Genomic DNA, 16,056 nt, shown 5'->3' with positions numbered 1-16,056 from the left:
GTACATTTGAATACGAAATAATTCGTAGTAACAAATGGAGAAAAATAATATCAAACCAACGGAAGGTGAAATGGAGATTTTACAGGTGCTTTGGGCCAAAGGCAGATGTACAGTTCGCGAAGTACATGAAGCACTTGATAAAAAGGATGCGGGATACACTACTACGCTAAAATTAATGCAGATTATGCATGATAAAGGTATGGTAGAACGTGATACATCTTCTAAAACACACATCTACAACGCATTAATTAGTGAAGAAACCACTCAGCAGCAACTGGTAAATAAAATGATCGATAATGTTTTTAATGGTTCAGCTGCACGTCTGGTAATGCAGGCTTTGGGTAACCAAAAAACCAGCCATGAAGAAATAGAATTAATTAAAGATTATTTAAGCAAACTAGAAAACAAATAAATATGGAGGCAATAGTTCACAATTTGGTTAAAGCCTTAGGATGGAGCATATTACATTCGTTATGGCAGGGTGCAGCAATTTTTGCACTCTTATGTATTGGACTTGTTTTATGTAAAAACAGCACTGCCAGACTTAAGCATAATTTAGCATTTGGTTCGCTGGCACTCATTTTTGTGAGCTTTTGTATTACTTTCTTTAGTTTGTTTAAGTTACCGGGTAATGCTGTGGCTGGTTATGATGAAAACATAAATGCCCAGACCTATTATTTTTTATTGCAGCAAGCTAATTCACTCAATTTCAAAACCGAAAGATACTTCCCTTATCTTACAAGTCTCTATAGTATGGGAATTATTTTACAGTTATTTATCATTTTAAAAGGATATTTAGGTTTAAAAAGTTTAAAGAAAGCAGAGAACTTTGCAGTGCCTTCAGCATGGCAGAATGCTTTTGAGAACACCGTAGAACAATTAAATATCCGTAAAAAGGTAACTTTTTATCTTTCTCCAAAAGTTAATGTACCCTTAGTTATCGGCTTTTTTAAACCCGTAGTATTGTTTCCGGTTGCTTTGGCCACTCAATTAGATATACAACAGGTAGAAGCCATATTGATCCACGAATTATCTCATATTAGAAGAAACGATTACCTTATTAATTTAATGAAGGTAATGGTAGAAACCTTATTATTTTTTAATCCATTTGTTTGGTTAACCTCTCGTTTCATACAAATTGAACGTGAACATGCCTGCGACGATCTGGTTGTGAATTTCACTAACACACCCGTAACCTATGCACATGCTCTGTTAAAGTTAGAGTTAATTAAAAATAAACAAAAACCAAACCTTTCGCTGGCAGCGGCAGATAACAACTACCACCTATACCAGCGTATTAAAAGAATTACAAATATGAAAACCAATTACATCAACGTTAAACAGCAGTTATTTATACTGACTTTAACAATCGGCACAATCATATCTGTGGCATGGATCAATCCAACTCAGTCTGAAAAACATAAAACCATTAAAGCAAAATCAATACATGAGATTAAAAGCACGGCTACAGAAACAAAAAAACCTATTTCATTAGTACTTAAAGCCGATACTGATACCACAAAGAAAAAGAAAAGATCATTTAAACTGATTACTACTAATGATAAAGGCGAAACCATTACTTATACTTCTTTAGATGATGTTCCGGATAGTATGAGAGTTAAATTAGATGAGATGAAAAAAAGATTTGAATCTCCTGAGTGGAAAGAAAAAATGGCTAAGATAGAATTCAATGCTAAAGAGATGGAGAAAAAATTCAACTCCAAAGAATGGAAAGATCACATGGCAAAAATTGAGTTGAATGCCAAAGAAATGGAGAAAAAGTTCAATTCTAAAGAGTGGAAGGATAAAATGGCTAAAATTGAATTCGACAGCAAAGAAATGGAGAAAAAATTCAACTCTAAAGAATGGAAAGATCATATGGCTAAGATCGAATTTGATAGCAAAAAGTTAGAAGAAATGTTCAACTCTAAGGAGTGGAAGGATAAAATGGCTAAGATAGAATTCGATAGCAAAGAAATGGAGAAAAAATTCAACTCTAAAGAATGGAAAGATCACATGGCTAAAATTGAACTAAATGCTAAAGAAATGGAGAAGAAGTTCAATTCTAAAGAGTGGAAAGATCATATGGCTAAGATTGAATTCAACGGCAAAAAATTAGAAGAGATGTTTAATTCTAAAGAATGGAAAGATAAAATGGAAGAAATTAAAAAATTCCAGCAAACTCCTGAATACAAAGAATTAAGAAAGAAATATGAGAAAGACCTGGAAGAATTGAAAAAACAAAAAGGTATCTCAGGCTCTGCTTTCTTTTTTGAATCATCGGCATCACCTGTAAAATTAAGTTTGCCAGCAGTTTCTGAAAAAGATTTAGCTCTAGTTGCAAATTTAACTATCCCTACTCCACTGCCAGCTGTTCAGGTAATAGAGATTAAATAAACCAAACACACCATACAAACCTGAAGTGAAGGGTAGCTATTTTGATAGCTACCCTATTTTTTTGCCTGGACACTATTCCCAAAAGATAATTACTAAAATAGCGTTCTATTTATCTTCTTCGGTTTAACAATATTGAACTATAAAACCAGCTGTTATAAAAGCTTTTTAAATTCTTTTCTTTCCCTCAGTTTCATCTCACAATCAGAATAGGTTAATGATACCAAAAGAGATCAATCAACAAACTGTATTAAGAATTGGGAGATTTATATATGAGATTATGTTGGCAGAAGAAAAGTTCAATGATTGAAAATCATGCAAAAAAGAAAGCTTGGATAACATTCATTTAAAAAGAATTGCGGGAGATTATTATTGTTTTGGGTAAGTCTTACTTTTAAACAAAATCTATCATACTTTATTAGGTAAGAATGGAGTTTTGCAAATCTTTATGCTCAAGGCCAAACGATAAAATAATTATCCCTTTAACTGAATAATTATAAATGGTTAAAATATAAAAGGGCGTATAAAGGAGCTCAGATCCTGAAACAAGTTCAGAATGACGAGCCTTCCTTTTATACGCCCTCATTTATAAGCTTTGATTAAAGCTTAGTTGCTAGATTTCTTTGTATCGTCATTATTGATACGTCTTTCATTTTTCTTAATCCCGTCTGTAAGTTTCCCAAATTTCCAGTTCAAACTTGCAGTAAAACGACGGTAGATATTATAGTTTAAACGCTCTTGGGTAAAGTTGCTTCCCTCTGTTGAGTTTTTATAAACATTATACTGTTTAAAAGGGTTAGCTACCATAGCAAATAAAGTAAGTTTATCTTTAATCAGATCTTTACTTACGTTAAAGCCCATAAAATAGAAGCTGTTAGATTTACCCTGTAACATTACCGAAGGTGCTGAAAAATTAAATGAAACACTCGGTTTCCAGCCGTTATCAAATTTATAACTGCTGCTAAATGAAGTGTAACCTGTTAAACCGTTGTTCTTAGTATCTACTCCATTGATTACACCTTGTATCCATACCTGATTAAGGTTTCCATTAATGTTTGCATTCCATTTTGAGGTAATAGGATAATTGAAATTAATATTAAGGCCTAACAAGTTATTCTTGCCAATGTTTAATGAGGTTATCCGTGTAATATTTTGTGCTTCAAAATACTGATAAACGGTTTGTTGCGTATTGTTGGCAAAATTATAGCTCAAACTTAAGTTTAAAGATCCTTTTTTAAAGTTGCTATAGGTTAGCTCAAAGTTATTGCTGATCACAGCTTTTAAATCAGGGTTACCTGTATATTCAAAATTAGGCCTCGATTTATCTACAAAAGGATTTAAGTCATAAATACTTGGGCGTTGTAAACGCTGGGTAAAACCTAAACTGATGGCCTGGCTGTTCGCTAATTTTTTATTAAAAGATACAGAAGGCACTAAATTAAAGTAATGACTTTTTACCATTGAGTTTGTAGAACGAAAATCGCCATTAACATAGGTTGCTTCTAATCTTGCTCCTGCCTTAAATGTTAAAGTGCTATCTAGAACCAGTGTATAAGAATTATATGCTCCAAAAATATTCTGGTTATTGTAATAAATATTACTTTGCGTAGCATCATATAAATAAGTATTCTGGGCCCTATCTAAATTATAATGTTCAGAAATAGCAGAACCGTCTCTTAAAATTACCTTCGCACCTGCTTCAACAGTGATCTTTTTAAAAGGATTGATATAATCGAGCTGAAAAGTATGTTCTTTGGTTTTACTTTCATTATCCTGTTTATAATTGGTTCCAGAATAATTAACCTCGTTTAAAAAATCAACCTTATTATGTTGCGGATTTCCATAATCAGATAATTTATAAGAAAGGGTTAGTAAATGTTCTTTCTTCTTTTTAAATCCCAACTGGTAATTTAGATTGTATTCAATTCCGCCCCACTCATAACGTGTAATTCCGTTCATATCATAGTTACTTAGTTGAGATCCATCTCTCATATTAAAACGTCTGATAGAATTTTGTTCATTAAATCCACCATATGGATTAATCTCGGCAGTGATCAGGTTAAGTGAATCAATCTCATAACTTAACTCAGCACCTCCCCATGCCCATCGGTTATCTATCTTAGTTTCGCCCAGGGCTAAAAGACTTCCGGGAGTAAGGCCTGTTGTTAATCTCATATCCTGATTTCTTAAACCATCAACCTGCCATATTCCTGTTCCGCTATATACAGATGCACCAAAACTTCCCTGCTTTAAAGTTAAATTGCCATTTATACCAGGTCCGCCCGGTGTTTGGTTTCGCAGGTTAAGATTACCATTGTAACCATTGGTAGCTTTTTTATTGGTAATAATATTAATTAAACCAGCAAGCCCTTCACTTTCATATTTAGAAGGAGGTGTAGTAATGACTTCTACCTTTTGAATATTTGATGCAGGCATGGTTTTTAAAACCTCTTTTGGGTCTCTTGCCAGCATGCCTGATGGTTTACCATTGATCAGGATTTTGTAGTTGCCATTACCCTTCAATTTTATATTATCATCTGCATCAACAGAAAGCAAAGGAATTTTACGCATCATATCCAATACGCTAAGTACCTTACTCTCCGGATCAGCCTGTACATCATAACTCAACCTATCTGGCTCCTGCTTAATTACGGGTTTGCTGGCTACCACAGAAACTTCTTCCAGTTTATTGCTTTGAGAAATAACCAAGATCTTACCCAAATCAACTGATTGTTTAACTTCAAGTACTACATGCTTGGTATTGTAACCCAAAGAACCAATAACCAACAGGTAATTACCTGTACTGATCTTATCTATAGAAAAATTGCCATTCTCATCGCTCACTACACTTTTTAAAGCCGTTCCGTTTAATTGAAGAGAAACCGTAAAAAATTCGCCCGGTTTTTTAGTCAGAGAATCTAAGATGATCCCTTTTACCTGCCAGTTTTTTTCCTGGGCATTAGCCATGTTTACCGCGCACACGGCTACAAATAAAGAAAGTAAAAATAGTTTGATTGTTTTCATTTGTGCTTGTTTGTTATTTCAATGCTTTGAAGCATTTCTTTTTACAAGACGGGATTTTTTAGCCTGCGTTGCACAATAGGGTGATAAAAAAGCATACAAAGTTTTACCCAGCTGATTCCCTGATCTTTATTTTAGTTCCGGGTTTCATTTCATATAATCTATTTCAAAAGCCTGTCGTTTTTTGTTAATTTAGCACGAAGATATGCTACAAAAACTTTCTATTCGTAACTATGCTTTAATAGACAGCCTTGACATTACTTTTGGCAATGGTTTAAATATCATTACAGGCGAAACCGGAGCTGGAAAATCTATTATTTTGGGTGCCTTATCCCTCATCTTAGGACAGCGGGTAGAAAGCAAATATTTTTATAATCAAGATAAAAAATGCGTAATTGAAGGAATTTTCAAGGTTTCTAATAATGAACTGAAAGAACTTTTTGAAGCCGAAGACCTGGATTTCTTTGATGAAAATATTTTAAGGAGAGAGATTGCCATAGACGGTAAATCAAGAGCTTTTATTAACGATACACCTGTTAATCTGAATACCTTAAAATACATTGGCGAACGTTTAATTGCCATACACTCGCAACATGCTACTTTAGAAATCAACAGCAGCGATTTTCAATTACTGGTTTTAGATAGTGTAGCCGGCCAACAGGATATGCTCGTTAACTACAAATCTCAACTTAAGCAGTTAAAATCTAACGAGCAAACACTTAAAGACTTAGAAGATAAGGCTCTTGAAGCTTCCAATAAACAGGATTATGAGCAGTTTTTGTTTGATGAACTGGCTGCTGCCAATTTAATTTCAGATGAACAAAGTCAATTAGAACAGGAGCTTCAGAAACTCACACATGCCGAAGGTATCAAGATTAGTCTTAATAACTGCCTCCAACTTTTAGATGAAAATGAGCATAATGTTATCGGTCAATTAAAAGAAGCCGCTCATGCGTTAAGAAATGTAGAACAATACGATAAAGAGATTGAAACTTTGTCCGAAAGGTTAAGGTCTATCAATATCGACCTTAAGGATATCTCTTTTGAACTCGCTAAAATAGAAGAAAACACGCTACATAATGCCGAGCTTTTACAGGCTACCCAAGATCGCCTTAACCTGATCTATACTTTACAGCAAAAGCATAAAGTAAGTTCAGTTGACGAGCTCATTGATATCCAACAACAGTTAGAAACAGGTTTAAGTGAAAGTGCATCCTATCATGAAAAAATAGATGTGCTTAAAAAAACAATTTCAAAGCAACAAAGCGATTTATTTGAATTGGCAAAAAAAATAAGTGATAACCGTAAAAAAGCTACTGTTAAAGTACAAGAACATATAACTGGAGTTTTGCATAGCTTAGGTATGCCAAATGCCAAACTTTTGGTTGATTTAAAGGAAGAAGATCAGCTTAGAAAAGACGGCATTAACCAGATAGGTTTCTTGTTCAGTGCCAATTTAGGTCAGGCACCTGCGCCTGTACAGAAAATTGCATCGGGTGGTGAGTTATCTCGTTTAATGTTGGCTATTAAATCTTTGCTGGCAAAAAATACATCTTTAGCAACGCTTATTTTTGACGAAATTGACACAGGTATATCTGGCGAAACTGCTTTGAAAGTAGGTCTGGTTATGGAGAAATTAAGTGAAAATATGCAGATCATCTCTATAACACATTTACCTCAGATTGCAGCAAAAGGCAAAAATCATTATTTCGTTTATAAGAGTGAACAAGACCAGAAAACTTCTACCGGCATTAAAAAACTTGACGATAGTGAAAGAGTTCTGGCTATTGCAGAAATGTTAAGTGGTAAAAACCCTAACGAGTTTGCATTACAAAATGCAAAAGCCTTGTTAACAACCTGAGACTACTTCAGTATTTCTTAAAACTTCATTCTCTGTATCCTTATTGCATTCAATATGGCCAGAAATGCTACACCCACATCAGCAAAAACAGCTTCCCACATGGTAGCCAGTCCGCCTGCACCTAAGACCAGTACAATTAACTTAACCCCAAAAGCTAAGCCTATATTCTGATATACAATCTTTTTGGTAGCCTTACCAATCTTAATAGCCGATGCTATTTTACTTGGCATATCATTTTGGATCACTACATCAGCTGTTTCAATTGCCACATCACTACCTAAAGCGCCCATGGCCATACCTATATCACTTAAGGCCAGGACCGGAGCATCATTAATTCCATCCCCTACAAAAGCAACTACATTGCTTTGATCTGCTTTAATTTCGGTAAGTTTTGCCACCTTATCCTCTGGCAATAAATCTCCAAAAGCGCTGTCTATACCTAATTCTTTGGCCACTTTCTGCGTAATCGCATCTTTATCTCCGCTTAACATTACTACTTTTTTAACTCCATTTGCATGCAGATCAATTATTGCCTGCTTAGCATCGTCTTTAATTTCATCAGCAATGAGCACATAACCGGCATATACATTATCTACAGCCATCAAAACAATGGTTTCTACTTTCTCATCTATTTCTGCCGGATAAGCAACCTTCATTTTCTTCAATAACTTTGCGTTACCGGCACTTACCTGTTTGCCATCAATAACCGCAGAAAGTCCATGTCCTGCAATTTCTTTTACATCGCTTAAAGGTAAAAATGATTTTTCACCGTAATAAGCAACAATAGCTTTTGCAATAGGGTGGGTAGATTGGCTCTCTAAACTGGCCAACAAGGTTAAGAACTCCTGTTCATCTATCTCACTTTTGAGTTCCTTAACTTTAAAAACCCCATGAGTTAAGGTTCCTGTTTTATCCATTACAACCGTGTTCAATTGTGTGATCACATCCAAGTAATTGGATCCTTTAAACAGAATTCCGTTACCAGAAGCGGCACCAATACCGCCAAAATAACCCAATGGTATAGAAATTACCAATGCGCAAGGGCACGAAATCACTAAAAATACCAAGCCTCTGTATAACCACTGGCTAAACTCATAATCAGATACAAAAAAGTAAGGGATAAAAACCAAAGCAAGCGCAAGGAAGAATACAATAGGTGTATATACTTTTGCAAATTTTCTAATGAACAATTCTGTTTTGGCCTTTTTAGAAGTTGCATTTTGAACAAGCTCAAGAATTTTAGACAAAGCACTATCCTCAAATTTTTTTGTAACCTCTAAACTGATCACGTTTTCCAGATTCAGCATACCCGCCAATACCTGTTCACCTTTCCTAATGGTTTTTGGCTTACTTTCTCCAGTAAGTGCTGCGGTGTTAAAACTTGCGCTATCGTTTAAAAGTGTACCATCCAAAGGTGCCTTTTCGCCTACTCTAATCTGTATGGTATCTCCTATCTTAACCGTATTGGGTTGTACATCTTTATAATTGCCATTGGCTTCTAAATGCGCAATATCAGGTCTTACATCTAATAAGGCCTTAATGTTATTTTTAGCTTTGTTTACAGCCGCATTCTGAAAAAGCTCTCCTATAGAATAAAACAACATTACAGCAACCGCCTCAGGATATTCTCCTAAAGCCAATGCGCCTATGGTTGCTAATCCCATCAACAGAAATTCAGTAAAAATCTCTCCTTTTATAATGGTGCTATATGCCTCTTTCAATACAGGAAAACCTACGGGTATATAAGCTAATAAATACCAGGCTAACCTAATATAACCTTCGAAAAAAGAAGCTTTAACATAATCTAACCCTATACCACCTAACAATAAAAGCAAACTCAGCAGAGCAGGGATATATGTTTTAAATGAAGAAGCGTCACCATGTGAATGATCATGATCATCATGAGAGTGATCATGCTTAGCATGAACACTGCAACAAGCTGCTTCAGTTTCTGTATGCGCGTGTTTTGTGAATTCCATTTTTGTTATTTAGAATTATTCAAAACTAAGCATAATAAGTATTTTAAACATAGCTTCAAAGTTATTTTTATGTCAAACACAATAAAAAATGTTAAAAAATGTTAATTATATAAACTGCTACAAAAATGAAATTGTTTAAAATATCGTTTTTATATAATGAAATTTTCCGCAAGCTTGGCTTAGACAAAATTTATTACTGGTTTAACAAGTAATATTTCTATTGCTTTTTAATAATTGTTTCAAACATTTAATTAACTTTCGTGTCCAGAACTTAATTTAAAGGCATGAAAGTTAATTATCTTAAAAATTACTTTGCTGCTTTGGGTATCATTGCAGGAAGCTTTACAGCTTACGCCCAAAGTGCACCCAAAAAATTTATTGACCCGGCAAATATGGACTTGAGCGTTAAGCCAGGCAATGATTTTTACGAATATGCAAGCGGAACCTGGATTAAAAACAATCCTGTTCCAGCCAAAGAAACCCGTTGGGGATCTTTTAACGAACTCAGAGATTTTAATGTAAACGCAGTAAGAAGTCTTGTAGAAGCTGCTGCTGCCAATAAAACTGCTCCGGCAGGCTCAGTTACCAAACGTGTAGGCGATTTCTATGCTGCCGCAATGGACAGTTTAACCATTGAAAAATTAGGTTATACACCTATAAAAGCAGATCTTGAAAGAATTAAACACATCGCAAACCTTAATGATGTACTCAATCAGGTTACTTATATGCGCAGCAATGGCATTGGCAGCGCTCTATATGGATTTGGTGTGGGCCAGGATCGTAAAAATGTGACCAAGTATATGGTAAACATTTCACAGGGTGGTACTACCTTAAGTGATAGAGATTATTACCTAAAAGATGACAGTAGAAGCGTGAAAATAAGAGAGGCTTACGATGCTTACATGACCACTCTTTTTAACCTTATAGGCTACGATAAGGAAGAAGCTGCAAAAAAAGCTAAAACCGTTTTTGGGATTGAGAAAAAATTAGCAGAGGCGCAAATGAGCCGTCTTGAGATGAGAGATCCTTATAAAACATACAATAAATTGACCATTTCTGAATTCAATAAAATAACACCAGATATCAACTGGAGCACTACACTAACTAATCTAGGTGTAAAAGGCCAAGATAGCGTTTTGGTAAACTCACCTAGTTTCTTTAAATCCCTAAATGGATTATTGAACTCGGTTTCTGTTGCCGACTGGAAATCATATTTAGAATGGAATATACTTAAAGGAGCGGCCAATAACTTAAGCTCTCCATTTGTTAATGCAAGTTTTGCCTTTACGCAGGTTCAGACCGGACAAAAAGTACAAACTCCACGCTGGCAGCGCATGTCTTCGTTAACAGATGGGGTTTTGGGTGATTTACTTGGACAACTTTATGTAGCTAAATATTTCAAACCTGAGGCCAAAGCCCGTATGGATGAGATGATCAAAAATCTACGTAAAGCTTTTGAGATCAGAATCAAAAATCTGGATTGGATGAGCGATGCCACTAAGGAAAAAGCACTTGCAAAACTACATGCTTTTTATCCTAAAGTAGGTTATACCACAAAATGGAGAAATTATGATGGCTTGGTGATCAAACGTGATACTTATTTCCAGAACCTACGTAATGCTGGCATTTGGGGTTTCAAAGATAACATCAGCCAGCTAGGTAAACCTGTAGACCGTACACGTTTTGGTATGACTCCTCCAACGGTAAATGCGTATTATAGCCCAACCATGAACGAGATTGTTTTCCCGGCAGGTATATTACAATTCCCGTTCTTCCATCCTGGTGCTGACGATGCGGTAAATTACGGAGGTATCGGCGCGGTTATAGGTCATGAAATGAGTCATGGTTTTGATGATACAGGTAGTCAATATGACAAAGATGGAAACCTAAAAAACTGGTGGACTGATGAAGACAGAGCTAAGTTTAATGCCAAGACCAAACTTTTAGGCGAACAATTTGATGCTTATACAGTTTTAGATACTATTCACGTAAATGGTAAATTAACCATGGGTGAGAATATTGGCGATTTAGGTGGTTTAAACGCCGCTTATACCGCGTTTAAAATGACTAAACAAGGTCAAAGTAAAGCGAAAATAGATGGCTTTACTCCTGATCAGCGTTTCTTCCTGGCATGGGCGCAGGTATGGAGAGGAAATATTCTTCCTGAAACAGCTGCTCAGCTGATTAAAACCGATACACACTCGCCAGGCCCATACAGAACAATTGGTGCTCCTGTAAATATGGATGCATGGTATGAGGCTTTTGATGTGAAGCCAGGTGATAAATTATACAAAAAACCTGAAGACAGAATTAGACTTTGGTAAAATAAAAAAGGAGGCTTAAAGCCTCCTTTTTTATTGGTACTTAGCCTGTGTCTTTTTGGGCAATTTAGCCAAGATCAAAGCTCTGGAATCTTGAATTCTTTGTTTTAGCTCTTCTTCTTTTAAGACTTCCAGATTTTCTACTTCAATCCATTGTCTTTTAGCCATATGACTGGCCTGCTTTATTCCTGGTCTGGCAACCAGTTCATCAAATTCTTCAGGGTTGCATTTAACAGAAAATCTGCAATGGTCATCAATGGCTATAATGATAAAGATCTTCTCTTCTATCAAAAAACATAAGTGTTCCCATTTAATATCTTCTGTAGTACCGAGTAGCGATAAACAAAATTCTCTAAGGCTTTCTATATTCATACGATAATAAGTATTTCTATTCACCTATAAATTTAAAAACAAAAAGAGCATATTGATGTTTAATCATTAATTTTAGAGAATGAATGTTTTAGTACAAACTGCCGACGGGTCTAATACTTTATTTAATCCTATTATTGGCGAACATTACCATTCTTCGCATGGTGCACTGCAGGAAAGTGAGCACGTTTTTATCCAATCGGGATTAAAACATTTTCTAAGCTTAGAAGAAACCAACCATGTACGCATACTTGAAGTAGGCTTTGGTACCGGCCTCAATTTTATATTAACACTTGATTTCTGCCTGCAAAACAATATCAAATTACAATATACCGGCATAGAAGCATTTCCTTTATCAGTTGATATAATTAAACAAACTGGTTATCAGAATTTTGTTACTCCAGAAACCTGGGATATTTTTACTGAAAATTATGAAAAGGCTAAAACGAGCAAAGTACAACTTACAGCTAATTGCACACTTGAAATCAAACATTTGGCACTTGAACAGTTTACCAGTACAGATAAGTACGATATTGTTTATTATGATGCTTTCTCAGTAAGACATCAACCCGAAATGTGGAGCAATGAAATTATTGCTCATACCTGTAGTTTCTTAAAAAGCCGAGGTATTTTTATTACTTACGCTATTACAGGAAATTTGAAACGAGCAGTAAAAAGTTGTGGATTTGAAATAGAAAAGATCAAAGGAGCTCCTGGGAAAAGAGAAATGTTAAGGGCATTAAAACATTAAATATATCATACCATGAAAGACCTAAAATTACCATTTATTGCTCATTTTGCCTTAGTGTTGTTAGCCATCCTGATGTCAGGGTATTTAGCAATCTTAGGTAAAAGTCTGTTAGCTCCTCTTCTATTTTCTTTACTGATGGCACTCTTACTTTTACCGTTGACTAATTTTCTTGAGTATAAACTTAAATTCAGAAGAAGTCTTGCTGCCATAGTAGCTGTGATTGCCATGATAGCTGTATTATATGCTATTATTTATTTCTTTGCAGCCCAGCTTAGCGAATTATGGACCGATTGGCCATTACTGGTAAAAGAGGTTACCAAAGCTTTTCATGAGCTTCAGATCTGGATATCCAAAACATTCCATATCAATACCTATAAACAACAATCTTATATTAGCAATACTGCCGAACAGGCCTTATCAAGTGGTGCTGCAGTATTAGGTACCACTATAATTACGCTCTCTTCCAGTCTTTTATTTTTGGGTTTTACTATACTTTTTACCTTTTTCCTGCTCAACTATCGTCGTTTGCTCTTTAGATTTTTAACTTCTGTATTTAAAGAAGAGCACAAAGAAAAGGTAAACAGTATAGTTAACGAAATACAACGCATCATTAAAAAATACATTACAGGTTTATTCATACAAATGCTTATTGTAACTACCCTAATGATAACAGCGCTGTCCATCTTAGGGGTTAAATATGCAATTTTACTGGGGCTTGTTGCCGGCATTTTTAACATTATACCTTATTTGGGCATCGCTATTGCATTGATCATAAGCACACTCATAACCTTTGCAACCGCTGGTGGCGCTCAGGCACTTGTAGTTGTGTTTATATTTGTTGGTGTACATGCCATTGATGGGAACATACTGATGCCTCTGGTTGTAGGATCAAAAGTTAAAATCAATGCTTTAATCGCCTTTATAGGTATTGTTCTGGGCGAAATGATCTGGGGTATAGCAGGTATGTTCTTATGTATCCCCTATCTGGCCATGATGAAAATTATTTTTGCCAATATAGATGAGCTTAAAGCATGGGCTATTTTATTTGGCGAGCAACCCAAAAGAAAAACAAGAAAACGCCGTAGTTTTCAACTTACCAAAAAAATACGCATAGAAGAAGCAGAGTAAACATATGTCAGATCAAAATCATCCAAAGGCACCACATTTACTAAGTACCTCAGCCAATTTGCTGGGCTTCTGTTTCATTGTTTTAACCTCTGTAAAGATCTCAAAACTCAATCAATCTACTTATATTGATGAAGGTGCCGCATTGGCCATTGTTATTTTTATGACCAGTTGTTTTCTTTCTTTCCTGTCCTTACGCAGTAAGGCACATGCAAGATCAAATAAGCTAGAAGGTGCAGCTGATGTTTTGTTTCTTTGCGGTTTAATTGTTCTTTTTATCACCACAATTTTGATTGTATTAAATATTATTTAAATAAAATGCCTGCAAATATAGCTCCTTTAAGTGCCGCAACACCCGAACTCGCTTTTCTACGTTTATTGAATGTGCTGGATACACTACGTACACAATGCCCATGGGATAAGAAACAAACCATGGAAACGCTGAGGCATTTAACCATAGAAGAAACTTACGAATTATCTGATGCAATTCTGGATGGGGATATGCAGGAGATTAAAAAAGAGTTGGGAGACCTTATGATGCATCTGGTATTTTATGCCCGTATAGCAAGCGAAACAAATACCTTTAACATCACCGATGTATTAAATGGTGTGTGTGATAAGCTTATTAACCGTCATCCTCATATTTATGGCGATGTGGAAGTAAAGAATGAAGATGATGTAAAAAGAAACTGGGAACAACTTAAATTAAAAGAAGGTAATAAATCTGTTTTGGCAGGTGTCCCTTCATCTTTGCCTGCTTTGGTTAAGGCCGGAAGAATACAGGAAAAAGCAAGAGGAGTTGGTTTTGACTGGGATAAAAAAGAACAGGTATGGCAAAAAGTAGAAGAAGAATTACAAGAATTTAAAGCAGAGTTCAATATAGAAAAGGACGAAGATATTGATACCGAAAAAGCAGAAGCAGAATTTGGTGACTTGATTTTTTCTCTCGTAAATTATGCCCGTTTTATCAATATAAACCCTGAAAATGCATTGGAAAAAACCAATAAAAAATTTATAAAGCGTTTTCAATATTTAGAGCAGAAAGCCAAGGAAAATGGAAAAGCTTTACAAGATATGACTCTTGCCGAAATGGATGTATATTGGAATGAAGCAAAAAGACATTGAAATGAATAAACCGCAAAACGTTGATGAGTATATAGCTACTTTTCCGGCTGATATACAAAAATTATTACAAGAAATCAGATCTTTCATTAAAGACCTTCTTCCCGCTGAAGCCACTCAGGTTATCAGTTATGGCATACCTACATTTAAGCTTAATGGTAATCTGATACATTTTGCCGGTTATATAAATCACATCGGACTTTATCCCGGCGCAGCAGCCATTGTTCATTTTGCAGATGAGCTTAAAAATTACAAAACTTCAAAAGGCACCATACAATTTTCAATTACAGAACCGCTTCCTAAACCATTGATCAAAAAGGTTGTATTGTTCTGCCTTCAACAAAATCTTAATAAGAAAAAATAACCCCGCAAAACAAACCAAGCCAGCGAGGTTATCTATTACGATTTTATACTTTTTGCTTAGTAAGCTGCCGTAAAACGTTGTTTAACATGTTTGCTTTGCTCCAGTTCATCTGCAATAACTACTGCAACATCTTCTACAGAAAGTATAGAGTGACCATTTTCATCAAACACTGGATTCTCTAAACCTAGTCTGTAATGTCCCGTTCTCCCTATCTCAATACCCGGATGCATTTCAATTGCAGGACTGAAATAGGTCCAGTCTAAATTATTTTCTTTTTTTAGGGTTTCAAGGTAGTCTCTGGCAGCTGTAGCACCCGGTTTAATATTTTCAGGAAAATCTATTCCGTCAACCAGTTGTTTACCATCAATATACAAACTGCCGGCCCCACCAATCACAATAAATCGTTTAACGCCAGCTTCGATTACTGCTTTTTGAATGCTTTCTGCGCCTTCAATAAAATCATGATAAAGATTAGGATTGGTCCATCCTGCGTTAAATGCACTGATTACCGCATCTGCTCCTTCAATTGCATGCTTTAATTCATCAGAATTGGTAATATCTATACTTTTAGTTTCAACATTCTCTTTTGCATCCACCTTCTCAGTATTACGGACAATCGCTAAAACTTGATGCCCCCTATTTGCCAGTTCATTTACCAGATTTTTGCCAACAAACCCTGTGGCTCCAATTACTACTACTTTCATATATCTATATTTTAATTATAATTGTAACTATTCTTATTACAGTTT

At 35.4% G+C, this 16,056-nt stretch carries 13 protein-coding genes; 9 read left to right on the top strand and 4 right to left on the bottom strand.

Translation table 11 applies throughout. From position 1 onward, the window contains the following. Nucleotides 1-34 precede the first annotated feature (34 nt). On the top strand, nt 35-412 hold the full coding sequence (locus MMF97_RS07355) for a BlaI/MecI/CopY family transcriptional regulator (RefSeq protein ID WP_243361024.1): 378 nt from the start codon (nt 35-37) through the stop codon (nt 410-412). Between the two features lie 2 nt (nt 413-414). After that, nucleotides 415-2,397, top strand: coding sequence for a M56 family metallopeptidase (locus MMF97_RS07350; protein WP_243361022.1), 1,983 nt, complete (start codon nt 415-417; stop codon nt 2,395-2,397). Nucleotides 2,398-3,000: 603 nt separating this feature from the next. On the opposite strand, the gene MMF97_RS07345 is transcribed toward MMF97_RS07350, so the two are convergent. Then, nucleotides 3,001-5,418 (bottom strand): outer membrane beta-barrel family protein, encoded by a 2,418-nt coding sequence (locus tag MMF97_RS07345; RefSeq protein WP_243361021.1) that lies wholly within the window; start codon nt 5,416-5,418, stop codon nt 3,001-3,003. Between the two features lie 202 nt (nt 5,419-5,620). Here MMF97_RS07345 and recN point away from each other — a divergent pair, with 202 nt between their 5' ends. Beyond that, nucleotides 5,621-7,276 carry a DNA repair protein RecN gene (gene recN / locus MMF97_RS07340; RefSeq protein WP_243361019.1) on the top strand — a complete coding sequence of 552 codons (1,656 nt, stop codon included), beginning with the start codon at nt 5,621-5,623 and terminating at the stop codon, nt 7,274-7,276. Nucleotides 7,277-7,293: 17 nt separating this feature from the next. Here the strand turns inward: recN and MMF97_RS07335 are convergent, their stop codons facing one another. Continuing rightward, nucleotides 7,294-9,255, bottom strand: coding sequence for a heavy metal translocating P-type ATPase (locus tag MMF97_RS07335; protein ID WP_243361017.1), 1,962 nt, complete (start codon nt 9,253-9,255; stop codon nt 7,294-7,296). 284 nt (nt 9,256-9,539) lie between these two features. Here MMF97_RS07335 and MMF97_RS07330 point away from each other — a divergent pair, with 284 nt between their 5' ends. Further along, nucleotides 9,540-11,579 carry a M13 family metallopeptidase gene (locus tag MMF97_RS07330; protein ID WP_243361016.1) on the top strand — a complete coding sequence of 680 codons (2,040 nt, stop codon included), beginning with the start codon at nt 9,540-9,542 and terminating at the stop codon, nt 11,577-11,579. A gap of 30 nt (nt 11,580-11,609) precedes the next feature. Here the strand turns inward: MMF97_RS07330 and MMF97_RS07325 are convergent, their stop codons facing one another. Further along, nucleotides 11,610-11,948 (bottom strand): MmcQ/YjbR family DNA-binding protein, encoded by a 339-nt coding sequence (locus MMF97_RS07325; protein WP_243361014.1) that lies wholly within the window; start codon nt 11,946-11,948, stop codon nt 11,610-11,612. Between the two features lie 79 nt (nt 11,949-12,027). On the opposite strand from MMF97_RS07325, the gene mnmD reads away from it, so the two are divergent. The 5 genes from mnmD to MMF97_RS07300 are packed head-to-tail and all read left to right on the top strand — an operon-like array spanning nt 12,028 to nt 15,307. After that, nucleotides 12,028-12,696: a tRNA (5-methylaminomethyl-2-thiouridine)(34)-methyltransferase MnmD gene (gene mnmD, locus MMF97_RS07320; RefSeq protein WP_243361013.1), complete on the top strand. Its 669-nt coding sequence runs from the start codon at nt 12,028-12,030 to the stop codon at nt 12,694-12,696. Between the two features lie 12 nt (nt 12,697-12,708). Beyond that, nucleotides 12,709-13,824, top strand: a complete 1,116-nt coding sequence (locus MMF97_RS07315) for an AI-2E family transporter (protein WP_243361011.1) — start codon at nt 12,709-12,711, stop codon at nt 13,822-13,824. Nucleotides 13,825-13,828: 4 nt separating this feature from the next. Further along, nucleotides 13,829-14,134 carry a hypothetical protein gene (locus tag MMF97_RS07310; RefSeq protein ID WP_243361009.1) on the top strand — a complete coding sequence of 102 codons (306 nt, stop codon included), beginning with the start codon at nt 13,829-13,831 and terminating at the stop codon, nt 14,132-14,134. Nucleotides 14,135-14,139: 5 nt separating this feature from the next. Continuing rightward, entirely contained in the window at nt 14,140-14,946 is an 807-nt protein-coding gene (mazG, locus tag MMF97_RS07305) for a nucleoside triphosphate pyrophosphohydrolase (protein ID WP_243361007.1), read from the top strand. A gap of 1 nt (nt 14,947) precedes the next feature. Further along, nucleotides 14,948-15,307: an iron chaperone gene (locus MMF97_RS07300; protein ID WP_243361005.1), complete on the top strand. Its 360-nt coding sequence runs from the start codon at nt 14,948-14,950 to the stop codon at nt 15,305-15,307. Nucleotides 15,308-15,363: 56 nt separating this feature from the next. Here the strand turns inward: MMF97_RS07300 and MMF97_RS07295 are convergent, their stop codons facing one another. Continuing rightward, nucleotides 15,364-16,011 (bottom strand): NAD(P)-dependent oxidoreductase, encoded by a 648-nt coding sequence (locus MMF97_RS07295; protein WP_243361004.1) that lies wholly within the window; start codon nt 16,009-16,011, stop codon nt 15,364-15,366. Between the last annotated feature and the right edge of the window lie 45 nt (nt 16,012-16,056).

Origin of the sequence: Pedobacter montanisoli, from assembly GCF_022809115.1 — a bacterium.
Lineage (GTDB): Bacteria > Bacteroidota > Bacteroidia > Sphingobacteriales > Sphingobacteriaceae > Pedobacter > Pedobacter montanisoli.
Note: the sequence above shows the minus strand (reverse complement) of the source record. Positions and strands in the feature narration are given on the sequence as shown.

Bases quoted from the DNA above. Each gene is read 5' to 3' on its own strand.
- MMF97_RS07315 (WP_243361011.1), top strand. From the start codon at position 12,709: ATGAAAGACCTAAAATTACCATTTATTGCTCATTTTGCCTTAGTGTTG.
- MMF97_RS07355 (WP_243361024.1), top strand. From the start codon at position 35: ATGGAGAAAAATAATATCAAACCAACGGAAGGTGAAATGGAGATTTTA.
- MMF97_RS07350 (WP_243361022.1), top strand. From the start codon at position 415: ATGGAGGCAATAGTTCACAATTTGGTTAAAGCCTTAGGATGGAGCATA.
- MMF97_RS07345 (WP_243361021.1), bottom strand. From the start codon at position 5,418: ATGAAAACAATCAAACTATTTTTACTTTCTTTATTTGTAGCCGTGTGC.
- recN (WP_243361019.1), top strand. From the start codon at position 5,621: ATGCTACAAAAACTTTCTATTCGTAACTATGCTTTAATAGACAGCCTT.
- MMF97_RS07300 (WP_243361005.1), top strand. From the start codon at position 14,948: ATGAATAAACCGCAAAACGTTGATGAGTATATAGCTACTTTTCCGGCT.
- MMF97_RS07330 (WP_243361016.1), top strand. From the start codon at position 9,540: ATGAAAGTTAATTATCTTAAAAATTACTTTGCTGCTTTGGGTATCATT.
- MMF97_RS07335 (WP_243361017.1), bottom strand. From the start codon at position 9,255: ATGGAATTCACAAAACACGCGCATACAGAAACTGAAGCAGCTTGTTGC.
- mnmD (WP_243361013.1), top strand. From the start codon at position 12,028: ATGAATGTTTTAGTACAAACTGCCGACGGGTCTAATACTTTATTTAAT.
- MMF97_RS07295 (WP_243361004.1), bottom strand. From the start codon at position 16,011: ATGAAAGTAGTAGTAATTGGAGCCACAGGGTTTGTTGGCAAAAATCTG.
- mazG (WP_243361007.1), top strand. From the start codon at position 14,140: ATGCCTGCAAATATAGCTCCTTTAAGTGCCGCAACACCCGAACTCGCT.
- MMF97_RS07325 (WP_243361014.1), bottom strand. From the start codon at position 11,948: ATGAATATAGAAAGCCTTAGAGAATTTTGTTTATCGCTACTCGGTACT.
- MMF97_RS07310 (WP_243361009.1), top strand. From the start codon at position 13,829: ATGTCAGATCAAAATCATCCAAAGGCACCACATTTACTAAGTACCTCA.